Annotated in this window: 11 protein-coding genes and 1 tRNA gene; 2 read left to right on the top strand and 10 right to left on the bottom strand. The window is 63.1% G+C overall.

Annotated elements, in window-relative coordinates; all coding sequences use genetic code 11:
* Positions 1-36: 36 nt before the first annotated feature.
* Complete coding sequence (locus GRI32_RS03170) at positions 37-1,776, bottom strand: cation:proton antiporter domain-containing protein (protein WP_419866757.1); 1,740 nt, start codon at positions 1,774-1,776, stop codon at positions 37-39.
* A gap of 50 nt (positions 1,777-1,826) precedes the next feature.
* Here GRI32_RS03170 and GRI32_RS03165 point away from each other — a divergent pair, with 50 nt between their 5' ends.
* Positions 1,827-3,104 (top strand): FAD-dependent oxidoreductase, encoded by a 1,278-nt coding sequence (locus GRI32_RS03165; protein WP_160589694.1) that lies wholly within the window; start codon positions 1,827-1,829, stop codon positions 3,102-3,104.
* Here GRI32_RS03165 and GRI32_RS03160 read toward each other — a convergent pair.
* The 7 genes from GRI32_RS03160 to cpdR form a co-directional block, all read right to left on the bottom strand.
* On the bottom strand, positions 3,101-4,699 hold the full coding sequence (locus GRI32_RS03160) for a bifunctional GNAT family N-acetyltransferase/carbon-nitrogen hydrolase family protein (protein ID WP_160589693.1): 1,599 nt from the start codon (positions 4,697-4,699) through the stop codon (positions 3,101-3,103). The two genes, GRI32_RS03165 and GRI32_RS03160, sit on opposite strands and share 4 nt — an antisense overlap.
* 139 nt (positions 4,700-4,838) lie before the next feature.
* Positions 4,839-6,068 carry an NADP-dependent isocitrate dehydrogenase gene (locus GRI32_RS03155; protein ID WP_160589692.1) on the bottom strand — a complete coding sequence of 410 codons (1,230 nt, stop codon included), beginning with the start codon at positions 6,066-6,068 and terminating at the stop codon, positions 4,839-4,841.
* Between the two features lie 65 nt (positions 6,069-6,133).
* A complete protein-coding gene (locus GRI32_RS03150; RefSeq protein ID WP_160589691.1) occupies positions 6,134-7,234 on the bottom strand; it encodes an NAD(P)/FAD-dependent oxidoreductase in 1,101 nt (366 codons plus the stop codon).
* Positions 7,213-7,899 carry a methyltransferase domain-containing protein gene (locus tag GRI32_RS03145; protein WP_160589690.1) on the bottom strand — a complete coding sequence of 229 codons (687 nt, stop codon included), beginning with the start codon at positions 7,897-7,899 and terminating at the stop codon, positions 7,213-7,215. The genes GRI32_RS03150 and GRI32_RS03145 overlap by 22 nt, the downstream gene beginning before the upstream one ends.
* Positions 7,889-8,959 (bottom strand): type III polyketide synthase, encoded by a 1,071-nt coding sequence (locus GRI32_RS03140; protein WP_202385917.1) that lies wholly within the window; start codon positions 8,957-8,959, stop codon positions 7,889-7,891. Before GRI32_RS03140 ends, GRI32_RS03145 begins: the two co-directional genes overlap by 11 nt.
* Positions 8,960-9,120: 161 nt before the next feature.
* Positions 9,121-9,195 (bottom strand) — tRNA-Val (locus tag GRI32_RS03135).
* A gap of 71 nt (positions 9,196-9,266) precedes the next feature.
* On the bottom strand, positions 9,267-9,641 hold the full coding sequence (cpdR, locus tag GRI32_RS03130) for a cell cycle two-component system response regulator CpdR (protein ID WP_160589689.1): 375 nt from the start codon (positions 9,639-9,641) through the stop codon (positions 9,267-9,269).
* Between the two features lie 132 nt (positions 9,642-9,773).
* On the opposite strand from cpdR, the gene GRI32_RS03125 reads away from it, so the two are divergent.
* Complete coding sequence (locus GRI32_RS03125; RefSeq protein ID WP_160589688.1) at positions 9,774-10,718, top strand: N-formylglutamate amidohydrolase; 945 nt, start codon at positions 9,774-9,776, stop codon at positions 10,716-10,718.
* A gap of 218 nt (positions 10,719-10,936) precedes the next feature.
* Here the strand turns inward: GRI32_RS03125 and GRI32_RS03120 are convergent, their stop codons facing one another.
* Positions 10,937-11,731, bottom strand: coding sequence for a SapC family protein (locus tag GRI32_RS03120; RefSeq protein WP_160589687.1), 795 nt, complete (start codon positions 11,729-11,731; stop codon positions 10,937-10,939).
* Positions 11,732-11,821: 90 nt separating this feature from the next.
* The gene (locus GRI32_RS03115; RefSeq protein ID WP_237437359.1) at positions 11,822-13,270 is read right to left on the bottom strand and encodes an FAD-binding oxidoreductase; all 1,449 of its coding nucleotides are present in this window, start codon (positions 13,268-13,270) and stop codon (positions 11,822-11,824) included.
* Positions 13,271-13,286: the final 16 nt, after the last annotated feature.

The raw sequence follows: 13,286 nt of genomic DNA, 5'->3' as shown, positions 1-13,286 counted from the left end.
CGGACTTCAGCTCGCCTGACTTCAGGTCGTTCGACTTCAGGTTTCCGCCGTGGATGTGCGCAGCTTGGGCTTGTGCTCAAGCGCGCCTTCCAGCTGGATGCGTTCGCGGAATTCGTCACGCTTTTCATGGATCGAGGCGATCACCGGACCCATCGGTACGCCCAGGTCCACCAGCACCGCTTCTGACAATTGCAGCGAGCTTTCCAGCGTTTCGGGCACGGCAGTGCTTGCCCCGCTGCGATAAAGCTCCGCCGCGTGATAGGAATCGCGCGCGCGGGCGATGATCGGCAGGTCCGGGTGGGCAGTGCGCAATCTGCGCACCAGACTTTGCGCCAGGATATGTTCGTCCATGGTCAGGATCACCGCCGGGCAATCCGCCATTCCCAATTTGTCGAGAATATCGCCGCGCGCCGCGTTACCGAAAATGGCGTTATAGCCGTCGCGACGGGCGCTTTCGATCAGGTCTGAATCGGAATCGATGCCGATATAGGGCTGGTCATGCTTGTCGAGCATCTGCGCCACAAGCCGCCCCACACGGCCAAGGCCGACGATGATGACGCGCGGCCTGCCATCCTGGGCCATGGCTTGCGTCATGTCGGGTGCGGGCTCCACCCGGCGCGCCATGTGCTTGCCGAGCTTGGCCAGCAACGGAGTGATGGTGAGGCCGATTGCTGTGACGATCTGCCAGAACTGCGCCGTGCCGGGCTGGATCAGCAGCGCCTGCGTGGCCGCGGCCAGCACGATCAGCGTGGTCTCCGACGGGCTGGCCATCAAAATGCCGGTCTCCGTCGCCGTGCTGCGCCGCGCACCCATCATCCGCAGCAACACGCCGGTGACCAGCGCCTTCAATGTCAGCACGCCGACAACGGCAGCCGTGATGGTCCACAGATTGGCCCAGATCGTTGTCAGGTCGATTCCCATGCCAACGGTGATCAGGAAGACGCCCAGCGCCAGGCCCTTGAACGGCTCCATGATGCCTTCGACTTCGGTGTGGTACTCAGTTTCCGCGATCAGCAGTCCGGCGATCAGCGCGCCCACGATGGGGGAAAGACCCACCAGAGCCGTGGCCAGGCTGGCGCCGATCACCACCAGCATACTGGCGGCCAGGAACAGTTCGGGGCTCTTCGCGCGCGCTGCCAGAGCGAACAGGCGCGGCAGGGCAAAGCGGCCCACAACCATCATCGCGATCACCACCAGCGCGCCTTGCCACAGCGTATCGAACAGGCCGGTCATGCCGTCGCTTTGCGCATAGGGGGCGAGCGCGCCGAGCAGGAAGATGATCGGTACGATCATGATGTCTTCGAACAGCAGCATGGACAGCGCCGCGCGCCCGACCGGGTTCGTGGTTCCGGACATGGGCAGGACCAGTGCGGTGGAGGAGAAGGCGAGCGCAAGGCCAAGGCCCAGCGCGCCGGTCCAGTATTGGCCGAGCATGGACAGGAAGGCCGCCAGCAGCGAACCGATGATCAGCAATTCCAGCGCGCCAAGCCCGAAGACCAGCCGCCTCAGCTCCCACAAGCGGTTGAAGCTCAGCTCCAGCCCGATGGAAAACAGCAGCAGGATGATGCCGAATTCAGCAAAAGGCTCCAGCCGCACCGGATCGGTGATGGTGAAATAGCTCAGCCATTCAAACTGATAGACCAGCCGGCCCAGCCCAAACGGACCCACCAGCAGACCAACCAGGATGAAGCCGATGATCGGCGTGATCCGGAAGCGGGCAAAAAGCGGGATGACAAGACCAGCCGCGCCCAGGATCACCAGGGCATCGGACATCATGGGAGAGATTGCTTCACCGTGCATTACAAATTCACTATGTCAGATAGGACATGAACGCTGCAACGCACAATTCGCCAGATGTCATAATTGTTGGGGGCGGCCCGGCCGGAATGATGTGCGCGCTGCTGCTGGCGCGGGCTGGGGTCAGCGTGACGGTGCTGGAAAAGCACGGTGATTTCCTGCGCGATTTTCGCGGCGACACTGTCCATCCCTCGACGATGGAGGCGCTGCATGAGCTGGGTCTGCTGGAGAAATTCCTCCAGCGCCCGCACGAAAAGGTCGCCAGCGCGCAAATTCGCATTGCCGGGATCGATTATACGATTGGCGATCTTTCGCACCTGAACGTGGCGGCTCCCTTCATCGCCATGATGCCGCAGTGGGAATTCCTCGATTTTCTGCGCGATGAGGCCGAGAAATATCCCGGCTTCACGCTGGCAATGGAGGCCGAAGCGACCGGTTTCATCGAGGAGGATGGCCGGATCGCCGGGGTCACGATGGCAGATGGCCGGCAACTGCGGCCGCGCCTGCTGACTCTGATGTGCGATGGCCGCGGGTCACTGGTGCGCAAGCGCAAGCTGCTGCCGCTTTGCCAGATCGGTGCGCCGATGGACGTGTTCTGGTTCCACCTGCCCAAGGCCCCGCACAATGGCGAGGCGCTACGCGGCGCGATCGATACCGGGCGGATGATCGTGCTGATCGACCGGCGCACCTATTGGCAGGCGGCATTCCTCATTCCCAAGGGCAGCGCCGATGAGGTGCGCGCAAAGGGTGTGGGCTGGATAAAGGCGCAAGTGCAGGCGGCATTCCCGGAGCTGGACCTTGGCGGGCAGGGTGGCGGCGGGCAGGGCGGCGGCGGGCAGGGCAGCGGTGGGCAGGGTGGCCTTTCCAGCCTCGACGATCTGTTCCTGCTGCGCGTGTCGCTCGACCGGCTGGAGGAATGGTGCAGGCCCGGCCTGCTGGCGATTGGCGATGCCGCCCATGCGATGAGCCCGATTGGCGGGATCGGCATAAATCTGGCGATTCAGGACGCTGTCGCCGCCGCGAATATTCTGGCCACGCCCTTGGCGCAGGGGCGCAATGTCGATGACATGCTGCATCTGGTGCAGGAGCGGCGCCTGTTTCCCACGCGGGTGATCCAGCGCGGGCAAAAGGCGGCGCAGGATACGATCATCGGCGCGGTGCTTTCCGGCAGACCGATCACGCGCGCGCCATGGCCGGTGCGCCTGCTCGGTGCGGTTCCGCTGCTGCGGCGTATTCCCGGCAGGATTATCGGGCTGGGCGTGCGGCGCGAGAGCGTGCAGTCACCCAACGCCTTTGGGGCAGACTAGCCGCCGCCGGGACCATGCTGGCGGACCGGGGGAGGGCCATCGGGTTCTGTGCTGCCCGATGCGTTGTCTGCCCATTCAATGCGGTAAAGGTCGAACCGGCGATCTGCCAGATTGCGCACGGTGCCTTCGGCGCGCGCCCAGCTGAGGTCAGCCAGGTTCACGTCGCTGATGGTCAGCGTCTCGACATTCTCGGTCGCCTCGGCGGCAATGCCGTCACGCGCGAAGGGGAAGTCGCAAGGCGTCAGGATGCAGCTTTGCGCATACTGAATGTCCATGTTGGCGACATTGGGCAGATTGCCGACATTGCCGCTGAGCACCACGAAACATTGGTTCTCGATTGCCCTTGCGGCCGAGCAATAGCGCACGCGCAGATAACCCTGACGGCTATCGGTGCAGAACGGCACGAAGATGATCCGCGCGCCTTCATCCACCAGGCGGCGGGTGAGTTCGGGGAATTCTGAATCGTAGCAGATCTGCACGCCGATGGGGCCGCAATCGGTCTGGATCACGTCGATCGAATCGCCGCCCTTGATGTTCCACCAATAGGCTTCGTTCGGGGTGGGGTGGATCTTCTCCTGCTCATGCACAGATCCATCGCGCAGGCAGACCATGGCGACATTGTGAATGTCGCCGTCCGCCATGCGTGTGGGGTGCGATCCGCCGATGATGTTGATGTTGAACTTGAGCGCCATGTCCGAAAGCGACTGGCGAATGCGCGGCGTGTAATTGCTGAGGCATTCGATGGCTTCGATGGGAGACAGTTCTTCCTCCTCCGCGCTCAGCAACATGAGCGTGAAGAGTTCGGGAAAAAGTATGAAGTCCGATTCGTAATTACTTGCAACATCGACGAAATATTGCACCTGGCCGATGAATTCCTCGTAATCCTTCACCGCCCGCGCCTGCATCTGGCAGGTGGCAATGCGCACACCTTCCACGCCGCGCGGAACCTTGTGGCGGGCATCGTCTTCCTGATCCACGAACGGATTGCGCCAGACCATGTGGACAGATGCGGCGCGGCTCTGCACGTCATCTGGCAGATAGTCTTCCAGAATGCCGATAGGCTCAAACCCGTTGGCCAGCTGGAAGCGGATCACCGGATCGTGCAACTTGCCGGCCACCACCTGATCGACATAGTCCTGGAAGCCCTTGACCCGGCGCCAGTTCTTCTTGAGATTGGGCATGCGTCCGCCAAACACGATGCCTTTCAGTTCCAGCCGTTCCGCCAGCTTGCGGCGCTCTTCATACAGGCGACGCCCGATGCGCGTGCCGCGCACCTTGGGATCGACGCACATCTCATAGCCGTACAGCCAGTTGCCGGTGGGATCGTGGCGGCTGCCGTATCCATCGCCGGTAATCTCGCTCCAGCTGTGCGGCTTGAGCGCCTTTTCGCCGCCGATCCGCATGGTGGCGCAATAGCCGACCACCGTGCCATCCAGAATGGCCACAAAGCAGCCCTCGGGATAATTGTTGAGCTGACCCACCAGCTTGCGCCGCGGATAGGGCGCGAACTCGTCATACACCCGGCGCACCAGCGCGCCGATGGCGGCAATGTCAGACGGTGCTGCCTGGCGGATTTCGAGACGGGCCTTGCTCATATATGCTCCTGATTGATCATTGGACGAGAGTCAGGCCATCGCACAGGCGATGCAACCGGGAACAGACGGTACGCGGGCAGTTTTTGACAAGCTCTGGAAAGTCCAGAACCTGATCAGCCCAGAACTTCAACCCAGAACCTCAACCCAGGCCCTGCGCAGCCATTTCCGCTTCCAGACCATCGACAATGGCTTCGAAGAACTGCTCGGTGGTCATCCATGCCTGGTCGGGGCCGATCAGCAGCGCCAGATCCTTGGTCATCTTGCCTTCTTCCACGCATTTGATGCAGACCCGCTCCAGCGTTTCGGCAAAGGCCACCACATCGGGCGTGTTGTCGAAACGGCCGCGATACATCAGGCCGCGCGTCCACGCGAAGATGCTGGCGATGGGATTGGTCGAAGTGGCCTTGCCCTGCTGATGCTGGCGGTAATGGCGGGTAACCGTGCCATGCGCGGCTTCGGCTTCCACGGTCTTGCCGTCTGGCGTCATCAGCACGGACGTCATCAGGCCCAGCGAGCCGAAGCCCTGCGCCACGATATCGGACTGCACGTCTCCATCGTAGTTCTTGCAGGCCCAGACGAACTTTCCGCTCCACTTGAGGGCGGCGGCAACCATGTCGTCGATCAGGCGGTGTTCGTAGAAGATTCCGGCTTCCTTGAACTTGGCATCGAAGCCTTCGGTGTCGAACACTTCCTGGAACAGGTCCTTGAAGCGGCCATCATAGCGCTTGAGGATGGTGTTCTTGGTGGAAAGATACACCGGCCAGCCACGGTCGAGCCCGTAATTGAAGCTGGCACGGGCGAAATCGCGGATGGATTCGTCCAGATTGTACATCGCCATGGCCACGCCGGGGGCTTCGAACTCGTACACGTCGAGGTCGATCTTCTTGCCGTCGGCACCTTCGAAAACCAGCCGCAGCTTGCCCGCACCGGGAATCAGCGTGTCGGTGGCGCGGTACTGATCGCCAAAGGCATGGCGGCCAACCACGATGGGATCGGTCCAGCCGGGCACCAGGCGGGGCACGTTGGAAATCACGATCGGCTCACGGAAAATCGTTCCGCCCAGAATGTTGCGGATCGTGCCGTTGGGGCTGCGCCACATCTGCTTGAGGTCAAACTCCTCAACGCGCGCTTCGTCAGGAGTGATGGTGGCGCACTTCACGCCCACGCCATACTTCTTGATGGCATTGGCCGAATCGATGGTGATCTGGTCATCGGTCTCATCGCGCTTTTCGACCGAGAGATCGTAATACTTCAGGTCAACATCGAGGTAGGGCAGGATCAGCCGTTCGCGGATCCACTGCCAGATGATTCTCGTCATCTCATCGCCATCGATTTCCACAATCGGGTTTATGACCTGAATTTTTGCCATCGGGGCTTCCTGTGTTGTCTGGATTCTGAAGGGAATTTGGGGCGGGTCTTAGCAGTCAAAGCGGCTCACGCAAGGGCAGGCGAAACACTGATCCGCGTCTGATGCATCAAAAGCGTGACAAGGCGCGGTGCAACACGGGCCAGCGCCATGGCAATATCATGCCCCGTGCCCGTTTCCGCCAGTCTGCGGGCAATGCGGGCCATCGCCACCGGGGCTGCCGCCTGACTGGCGAACCGGGCCTGAAATTGCGCCGCCCCCTGCGGACCGTGGGCCATCCAGTGGCTGGCGGCGGCAAGACCGCTGGCAAGCGCGATGGATATGCCTTCTCCGGCAAGCGAGGGGATCACTGCGGCCTGGTCTCCCAGCCGGTAGAGGCCGGGGGACGTGGTGCGCGCGATCCAGCCATAGGGCACAGCGCCAATGCTATCGATTCGGCCCGATTGCCAATCGCCAGACAGACGCGCGGCAAAATGCGCCGATTGCCCGGCCAGCATCTCCAGCAGTCTGGCCGGATCGCCACCGGCGCGTGCCAGCATGGATTTGCGCACCGCCAGGCAGATGTTGGCGCTGCCATCCTCCTGCATGATGATCCCGGCATAGCCTGCATCGAACAGGTGCAGCTCGATCGCTCCGGCCAGCAGCAGGCTCTGTTGCGGAGTGGAAGGCAGGCGCAGGCGCAGGCCAATGGCCGGATCGCGCGCCTGACGCGGGCGTGAATGGCCGCGCACATCGTGCTTGCCGCTTGCGAGAAAGATAGTCTCCGCCTGCCACGTCCTGTCCTGCCCGGTGGCAATCGTGCCTTCGATGTGGCGGATGGTGTCATGAACCAGCACCGCGCCCAGATCCTGCGCTCGCTGGCGCATGGCGGTGTCCAGCGCATGGCGTGACAGGCCATAGGCAGGCGCGGGCAGGGCGATGCGCGCCTCTCGCTGCCCGGTAAACAACCGCAATTGGTGCACGCCATGCGCGCCGATCTGGTCTGGGTCGACCCCCAGTGCGCGCAATTGCTGCGCCGTCTTCCAGCTCAGGAACCCGCCGCACAGCGGATCACCCACCTGCCGGTCACGGTCCAGCAAAGTTGGCACGCCGCCGCCCTGCGCCAGCACGATGGCTGCGGCACATCCCGCAGGCCCTGCGCCGATGATCAGCGGGTCCGCGAAACGCATAGCCGGAAGGGGAAGAAGCGCTCGATTCGTGCCGCAGTGATGCCGGCATCGCCAAGCAGGCGCTGCCAGTCATCGGGGCGGAAGGAGCGGGCAATCGAAGTCTGGCCATCGCTGCGCACGATGGGATGCCAGCGCATGATCCGGGCCAGCCACGGATAGCCGACATAGCTCAGCGTATGGCGATGCAGATCGTTGATGAACCATCCCGCGCGCGCCTCACTCTCCATGAAGCGCAGGAATTCCAGCAATTGCTGCTGCGTCATGTGATGGGCGACGAGGTTGGAGATGACGATATCGAAATTCTCGCCCGCCAGATCGGCATAATCGCCGGTGCGATATTCGATTGGGTAATCGGCGGGTGTGGCCTCGCGGGCCACGCCTGCGCTGCGGGAATTGAGGTCAATGCCCACCAGATGCGCCGATATCCCGCGTTTCTTCGCCCAGCGGGCAATGACGCGCAGCGTATCACCGCAGCCAAAACCGACATCGAGCAGGGTGAAGCTCTGCCTGTCGCCAATGGCGCGTTGCAGGAAGTTCAGCGTGGGGCGGTATGCCAGCGTCAGGCGGTTGACCTGAGACAGATCGCGCAGCACCGCGCCATAAATGGTCGCATCCAGCGCGGGGTCATCCATCAGTTCATCGCACAGGCGGCGTTTATCCAGCATCGCCGGTCCAGCCGAAGCGGAAACCTTCCAGCGCAAGTCCCGGCCCGAATGCCAGCGCAAGCCCGGTCTCGGGCCGCTGTTTGAGTATCTGTTCGAGCACGAACAGCACGGTGGCAGAGGACATGTTGCCGCATTCGCGCAGTATGGTGCGGGACACTTGCAGGCGGTCTTCGGGCAGGCTCAGGCCGCGTTCCACCGCATCCAGCACCGATCTGCCGCCGGGATGGACTGCCCACGCGTCTATCCGGTCGAGCGGGGTGCCATTGCCCAGCCGGGAAACCAGGTCGCTATCCTCCAGCGCGGCGCCGAAACGGCCCGGCACTGCGCCCGAAAGATGCATGGCAAAGCCGGTATCGCCAATGGTCCAGGTGATCAGGTCGCTGCTTTCCTCCAGCGCGGCGGAAATCCCTTCGCCCATGGCCAGGCCCGCTCCGCTGGTGGAGATGATGGCAGCCGCCGCACCATCGGCAAATTGCCCCATGGCCAGCAAGGCTTCCAGATCTTCGGTTTCCTGTAAATGCAGCGTGCACAGCTCCACCGCCAGCGTCAGCACCCGGGCATCGGGGTCCGACCGGGCAATATGGGCGGCGGTGCGCAGCGCGGTGATTCCGGCATAGCAGCCCATGAAGCCGATGGAGATTCGCTCCACATCGGCGGAGAGGCCCAGCTGGCGGGCAATGATCTGGTCCAGCCCCGGCGCAAGAAAGCCGGTGCAACTGGCCACCACGATATGGGTGACACCGGCAATATCGGGCAGGCGGGCGATGGCAGACAGCGCCAGACGGGGCGCCTCGCTGGCATAGATCGCCATGCGCTGCGCCGTGCCGGGGGCCTGATCGCCGCCGTAAAAGCTGCCGGCATCGAAGTGCGACTGGCCAGCGCCCAGCACGCTGAAGCGCCGGTCTATGCCGCCGCGGGCGGACATGCGCGCAAATACACGCCTCTGCTTGTCCTGCCGCAGCTGGGCCTGCGCCCAGTTGCGATAGTGGCTGTCTATCTCACCGTCGGGCAGGGCGGTCGCAATCGCGTTGATGCGCGGGACGGGCCGCAATGTTTGCATTCGGGCAAGATAGGGACTGCCCCCCGCAATAGGAAGATGGCTCTTTGACTATGGTGGGCCAAAGCGGGGGCATCGCGGGGCCAGATGATCGGAAGACGATCCGGGGCCGATACGAAAAACCCGCCGCAATTGCGACGGGTCCCGTATTCAGTGTTCAAGAATGGTGGGCGTAGCAAGGATTGAACTTGCGACCCCTACGATGTCAACATAGTGCTCTACCACTGAGCTATACGCCCGAGCCATTCTTCACGCCGTATGGTTGCGGCAGGCGGGCCATCTAGCGCCGCCCCGGCTGCCTTGCAAGGCCTTACATCCGGACGGGGATGGCATCCTCGAAAATGCGCTCCACTTCCAGCACCAGGTCTTTCAGGTGGAAGGGCTTTGACAGCATCTTGGCATGGGGTGCTTCGCGGCTGGCGCGCAGCGTCACGGCGGCAAAGCCGGTGATGAACATCACCTTGGTGGAGGGGCTGATCTCGTTGCAGCGCTGGGCCAGTTCGATCCCGTCCATTTCCGGCATCACGATGTCGGACAGCAGCAGGTCGAAAATCTCGGTCTGCATATAGGGCAGGGCCTCGATGCCACTGCTAACGGGAACCACCGAGAATCCTGCATTTTCAAGCGCGCGCGCCAGATATGTGCGCATAGCCTGATCGTCTTCGGCCAGCAGGATACGGATCATGTTGCGGTCCCCTCTTTTGGTGCAGGTCGCGGCCTAAACCACAAAGCCGTTAACTTCCCGTGCCGATTTGGATGTGCCCAGCTTTGAAACAGGAATTTTGACTTCGTGGATAATCGAGGCCAGCAAGCATGGATGGTCGATGAGGCAGCACAGGCGCGCGATTCGGGTGGCAGCCACGGCGGTCACTTGCCGGGGGATGAGGGCAAGCCCGCATTCGAGATGCTTGCGCGCAGGCCTTCGCCTATTCCGGTGCTGATTGCCGTGCCCCATGCCGGGCGAACCTATCCAGAAGCCCTGCTCGCCCGCATGCGCTTTCCCGATGATGCCTGCGTGCGGCTGGAGGATCGCCTGGCCGATCTGGTGGCGCGCGACGTGGCGCGAGAGACCGGGGCCGCTCTGCTGGTGGCCCATGCTCCGCGCGCGATGATCGATCTCAACCGCGCGCCGGAGGACATGGACTGGGACATGGTGGCAGGCGATCCGCCACCGGGCCTGACCCGCTTTGCCGCCGGGCGGCGCGCACGCAGCGGGCTGGGGCTGGTGCCGCGCCGCCTGCCGGGCATGGGCGAATTGTGGAAGGGACGGATGAGCTCGCAAGACCTGGCCGCGCGGCTGGACCTGGTTCATCGCCCCTATCATTCCACGCTGGCGCACATGCTGGAAAGCCTGCGCGATCGCTGGGGATCGGCGCTGCTGATCGATCTGCATTCCATGCCGCCGCTTGGCCCCAAGTCTGGCCAGGACCCATCACCCGATTTCGTGATCGGCGATCGCTATGGCTCTGCCTGCAGCGCTCACCTCAGCCTTGCGGCCTTCAACCATTTCGCCAGCTGCGGGCGGCGCGCGGCGCATAACCGCCCCTATGCCGGCGGCTATGTGCTCGATCGCCACGCTTCTCCGGCGCGCGGCTTGCATGCAATGCAGGTGGAGATCTGCCGAACCACCTATCTGGAGCCGGCCTTGCGTGAGGCGGGAGACGGGCTGGGCAACGTGGTCAATGTCCTGTCGGGCCTGGTCAGGCGACTGGCGGAGGACCTGCTCGCCGGATCGGGCAATCTGGCGCAGGCGGCCGAATAGGCACCCCAATGCCCACATGAAAAAGCCACCCCGTACACAAAGGTACGAGGTGGCCAAGGTTCTGGGAGGAAGTACACCAAAGTGCACTTATCCGGCGGGCCATGAGGGCAGCCCACGGGACTTCTCCAAAATAAGTGCGGTTCAGGGCCTTTCAAGTGCAGAAGGGGCCGGACATGCCGACCCCTTCCAGATTTTTTCACCTGTCAGGCGCGCTGGCCTCAATTGGCGGCGGCAGCGGTCCCGGCGGGGAGCGAGGGACCCTTGCCCTGTGCAGACTGCTTGGAAAAAATGAAGCGCATCAGGTCGAGTGAGAACAGATGGGCGTGGATCAGCGGCAGCAGGCCGTTTTCGTTCCACTTGCGCAGCTGGTCACCGCGCAATTCACGCAGCTTTTCCTGATTGATCATCTGGAAGCCGCGATAGATGTACGGCTGGCCGGGGTTGTCATTGCGGTTGATGGCAACTTCGCCGTCCATCAGCAGGCCGGCCTTCTGGATTTCTTCCATGAACAGCTGGGTCTTGGCACCCGCTTCCTCGAACTTCTCGCAGAACTGCAACAGTTCGGTGGTGTGCTGCGTAGGCTGCTTGTCCGCCTCGAACATCGGGCGACCTTCTTCGAATTCGCCCAGCAGGCCGCTGGTCGGATCGAAGCACAGCGAAAGATTGGTGGTATCGCGGTCCAGCTTTGCCAGCAGGAACGGATAGCGGCGGATATAGGCCGGCATATAGGCGGAGGTGTCGAGCGGCGAGCCGTCGTCATCGAAAAACACGTTCACGCCGTCATTCAGGCCCATCAGCGCCAGCGGCACGGGATTGTCACCAGCGGAAAACACGATCGGGAAATCGCGCTGTGCCTGCGGGAATTCCTCCACCGTCAGCGGAATGGCATGCTGCTTGGCGACCCACGGGGCCTTGTCCACGCTGATGGACTTCCAGCTACCATGATCTGCGCTGTTGAGCGGGACGAGGTCCTTGTAAAGGACGGGCAAACCTTGCTTCGGCGCGGTGGCCATTTCATTCTCTCCGAATCTGGATTTTCCTGTCTGGCGCAATCGGTAGCGAGCCCCTCCCGCAGCGATACACCAGTTTGATGCGCGCGGGCTTTAGTGGCTGTGCGCCTCTCGTGCAAGCGGCACGAGCTTGCCCGGATTGAGCAGGCCGCGGGGATCGAGCGCCTGTTTCACCTGCCGCATGATCGCCAGCTGCACCGGATCACCCAGCCTGCCCAGCTCATCGCGCTTCAATTGCCCGATGCCATGTTCGGCGCTGATCGATCCGCCCCAGCGGGTCACCAGGTCATGCACATAGGCGCTGATGTCCTTGCCCTGGCTGGCTTCCCATTCTCCCGGAACCGCGCCGGCGGGCGCCAGCACATGGTAATGCACATTGCCATCGCCCAGATGGCCAAAGGCAACCGCGCGCACGCCGGGAAAGTGCGCCTCGACCTGCGGCACGGTTTCCGCCACGAATTCGGCCATCTGCGCCACTGGGACGGAGATATCGTGTTGCATCGCCGGGCCAAGCGCACGCTCTGCTGGGGCAATTTCATCGCGCAAGGTCCAGAATTCCTCCGCTTGCGTCTCATTCATGGCGATGGTCGCATCCTCGACCAGCCCGGCCTCGAACGCGCTTTCCAGCAGCGCCTGCGCCCGGTCATGCAGCGTATCGACGTCAGAGGCATCGGCGGCGAGTTCAATCAGCGCGTGCCATTCATGCGCCTGCTGCAGCGGAGCGCGCGCTCCGGGCTTGTGCGCCAGCACGGCGTCCAGGCTGTGGCGCGGCATCACTTCGAACCCTTCCAGCGCATCGCCCGCCTGTTTTTGCGTGTGCACCAGCAGCCGCCGGGCAGCGCGAATGTCATCAAGCCCCGCCCACAGCACGGCGCGGTCAGCCAGTGCAGGCAGCAGCCGCAAAGTGGCGCCGGTGATCACGCCCAGAGTGCCTTCGGAACCGATCAGTAATTGCTTGAGGTCGAATCCGCGATTGTCCTTCTTCAGCGGAACCAGCGAATCGAACACCGACCCGTCCGCCATCACCGCCTCTATGCCCAGCACCTGCGCGCGCATGGAGCCGTGGCGCAGCACCTGCGTGCCCCCGGCATTGGTGGAAATCAGCCCGCCGATGGTGGCAGAGCCCTTTCCGCCCAAAGTCAGCGGGAAGCGCAGGCCCACAGCCTCTGCCGCCTCATGCAGCGTTTGCAGGATCACGCCCGCCTCGCAGGTGACCTCGCGGGCATCCTCGTCCAGCCTGGTGATGCGGTTCATCCGCCGCAGTGAAATTACCAGCGCATCGCCGCTGTCATCGGGCGTGGCACCGCCGGACATGCCGCTGTTGCCCCCTTGCGGGACCAGCGGCACGCCATGCGCCGCGCACAGTTTCACCAGTGCGGAAACTTCCTGCGTGGTGGCGGGCGAGGCCATGCCCAGCGCGCGGCCGGTGTAGCGTCCGCGCCAGTCCGTCAGCCACGGATCGACCAGTTCGGGGTCCTGCGTGAAGCCGCGCTCGCCCAGCAACTGGCGCGCGGCATCGCAAAATTCGGGTCTCTTGCTCATGGCGCCGCTCATGCCA

Origin of the sequence: Alteraurantiacibacter aestuarii, from assembly GCF_009827405.1 — a bacterium.
Lineage (GTDB): Bacteria > Pseudomonadota > Alphaproteobacteria > Sphingomonadales > Sphingomonadaceae > Alteraurantiacibacter > Alteraurantiacibacter aestuarii.
This window is presented reverse-complemented; position numbering and strand designations above follow the sequence as displayed.

Excerpts from the sequence above, each read along its gene's own strand:
- GRI32_RS03170 (WP_419866757.1), bottom strand. The coding sequence starts at position 1,776 with ATGATGTCCGATGCCCTGGTGATCCTGGGCGCGGCTGGTCTTGTCATC.
- GRI32_RS03165 (WP_160589694.1), top strand. The coding sequence starts at position 1,827 with ATGAACGCTGCAACGCACAATTCGCCAGATGTCATAATTGTTGGGGGC.
- GRI32_RS03160 (WP_160589693.1), bottom strand. The coding sequence starts at position 4,699 with ATGAGCAAGGCCCGTCTCGAAATCCGCCAGGCAGCACCGTCTGACATT.
- GRI32_RS03155 (WP_160589692.1), bottom strand. The coding sequence starts at position 6,068 with ATGGCAAAAATTCAGGTCATAAACCCGATTGTGGAAATCGATGGCGAT.
- GRI32_RS03150 (WP_160589691.1), bottom strand. The coding sequence starts at position 7,234 with ATGCGTTTCGCGGACCCGCTGATCATCGGCGCAGGGCCTGCGGGATGT.
- GRI32_RS03145 (WP_160589690.1), bottom strand. The coding sequence starts at position 7,899 with ATGCTGGATAAACGCCGCCTGTGCGATGAACTGATGGATGACCCCGCG.
- GRI32_RS03140 (WP_202385917.1), bottom strand. The coding sequence starts at position 8,959 with ATGCAAACATTGCGGCCCGTCCCGCGCATCAACGCGATTGCGACCGCC.
- cpdR (WP_160589689.1), bottom strand. The coding sequence starts at position 9,641 with ATGATCCGTATCCTGCTGGCCGAAGACGATCAGGCTATGCGCACATAT.
- GRI32_RS03125 (WP_160589688.1), top strand. The coding sequence starts at position 9,774 with ATGGTCGATGAGGCAGCACAGGCGCGCGATTCGGGTGGCAGCCACGGC.
- GRI32_RS03120 (WP_160589687.1), bottom strand. The coding sequence starts at position 11,731 with ATGGCCACCGCGCCGAAGCAAGGTTTGCCCGTCCTTTACAAGGACCTC.
- GRI32_RS03115 (WP_237437359.1), bottom strand. The coding sequence starts at position 13,270 with ATGAGCAAGAGACCCGAATTTTGCGATGCCGCGCGCCAGTTGCTGGGC.